General features: G+C 36.7%; 2 protein-coding genes and 1 pseudogene. All 3 read right to left on the bottom strand.

The features are described 5' to 3' along the window. Window positions 1-373: 373 nt before the first annotated feature. A complete protein-coding gene (locus tag LKD48_RS16355; protein WP_308732648.1) occupies window positions 374-1,198 on the bottom strand; it encodes a hypothetical protein in 825 nt (274 codons plus the stop codon). 43 nt (window positions 1,199-1,241) lie between these two features. Beyond that, complete coding sequence (locus LKD48_RS16350; RefSeq protein WP_308732647.1) at window positions 1,242-1,415, bottom strand: hypothetical protein; 174 nt, start codon at window positions 1,413-1,415, stop codon at window positions 1,242-1,244. Between the two features lie 218 nt (window positions 1,416-1,633). Beyond that, window positions 1,634-1,834 (bottom strand): annotated as a pseudogene (locus LKD48_RS16610) (group II intron maturase-specific domain-containing protein); the annotation flags it as partial. Between the last annotated feature and the right edge of the window lie 125 nt (window positions 1,835-1,959).

Below are 1,959 nucleotides of genomic sequence, written 5' to 3'. Positions count from 1 at the left end.
CTGTGTGAAATCTCACCTTAACGATAAACCCACATGTTGCCTTCCCCTCAGACCACAGAGTCGGCACTCCGATTTATAGTATTTCGGCGCTCAATTGCTGTCCCTGCAACCTTGCTGTCTACGCTTAGCCCATTACATCACTGTAACACACTCAAGACTCGCTTCAAATGCTGTGGTTAGCAGCTTATTTGACAGGATTTCCACCTGTCGGATTGCACGCCCTTTGCTGGACGCACGGTCTGGCACCCGGTAATTCTACTTATGCAAGCTTGCATTGAAGGAAAATGGCTTACAGGATTATGTGGATGCGATAAATGAATTTAATTAATACCTATACCAGTCCCTCCATACACACTTGTTGGGACTGGTCTTTTTATTCACAGATTACTTTCTCATATTTATGATATGTAATTGAAACCCCTGTCATCTCCTCCAAACTATATGTTCCCTTTTTTAAAACAATCGTTTCCCCTTGTATTTCGCAATCCATAACCACAAATTTGCCATCATAATTCGATACTATAGCTCTATTCTGTTCAATAACCTCATATGATTTCTTGTCACTAATTTCATAGTCCATTTTTATTGCAATTCCTGTTGCTACATTCATAACATGTAGCAGCAGTACTATTGATAATACTATCTTTTCAACTATATTGTATTTTCTATTTTTCCAAAAGAAATTCCTGATTATTATAAAATATGCTATCATTATGTCCGCAATTAAAAACACTATAATCGTCACATAATTATCTACAATTTGTCTCAACCATGTCCAAGGAATAATTTCTATCAAGTTAATTGTATATAATACATTTTGAATAAACAAAATACACACCGTAAAAAGAAACATCAGTATCACATATATCTTGCTGTTAATTTTTTCACTTATATACGAAAATATGAAGGGATAGGCAAACAGAAGAAATGCACATAAAACAAAAATCAATTTATTTTCGAACATTTCTGTTCCACTAAAATACTTTCCATCTATCCCATAAAAACTTGCGCATGAAACAGAAAAGCTCTTTGAAATCACCAAATTCATTGTTCCTACCAAAGTAATAAACGCAGCTAAACCAGTATCCAAAATATTCCATACATTATCTTTCAAAAATTGCTTGACTTTACTATCTCTTGTACTTTTATACGCATTCTCTTGACTGTCTACAATCTCTTTACGTTGTTTATCTTGCATATCTTCGTCCTTCCCGTAAAACCTAAATTTAATTTAATTAATATTATAATACAGAATACACTTTATTCTTTGTCTTACCATCGCCTTTAAGAATCTCTAGCTTTTCTGCTTTTGACAACAAACGACTTGCCGTCTTTACCTCAACACCCAACAATTCTGCCGCAATAGCACTGTTTATTTTTTTATTTCCATTCAAATACTCTAAAACAACCTGCATTCTGGCTCTTTCCAATTCGTTTAGTACCAGGGTCGAGTAGACGCACCTTTTGCAAGATGCGCCCCTCCAAGGAACCGGACGTGCGGCTTTCCCGCATCCGGCTCTTTACGAAACGCATTATTCAACAATTATCATTCGTATACGCTGACATACACTCTTCCTTTGGCTAACTGGTAATTCGCGTCGATTGTCCGCAAAAATTCATTCCAGCTATAGCTCTACTTTTGACTTCTTCTATTTATCCAATAAAATAAGCTCTTTAGCTCGTTATATCTGAATTTCTTGATACTTGGTGTATTGTCTGTGATGCCATAATAATGGTAATAACCTGTCAGGATTCTGTTTAACTTCAGAATTATCTCTTCCATTGTTAAGGTACGCATACTTCCTATCAGTCGGTGCACCTCTTTACATTTCTTCGCAAACTTCTTCCTGTTGGTTTTCCTCTTTACTCTGAACTTCCCGTTCGGGGGTGCGGACGCTTTCTTGGACCTGAATTAAGCAATTCCAAGACTGCGTCTATACTCCATCGGACTCAAACCCC

The sequence above is a fragment of the Anthropogastromicrobium aceti genome, from assembly GCF_020687335.1.
Classification (GTDB): Bacteria; Bacillota; Clostridia; order Lachnospirales; family Lachnospiraceae; genus Anthropogastromicrobium; species Anthropogastromicrobium aceti.
The sequence above is the reverse complement of the archived record's forward strand: the minus strand, read 5'-3'. Positions and strand labels throughout refer to the sequence as shown.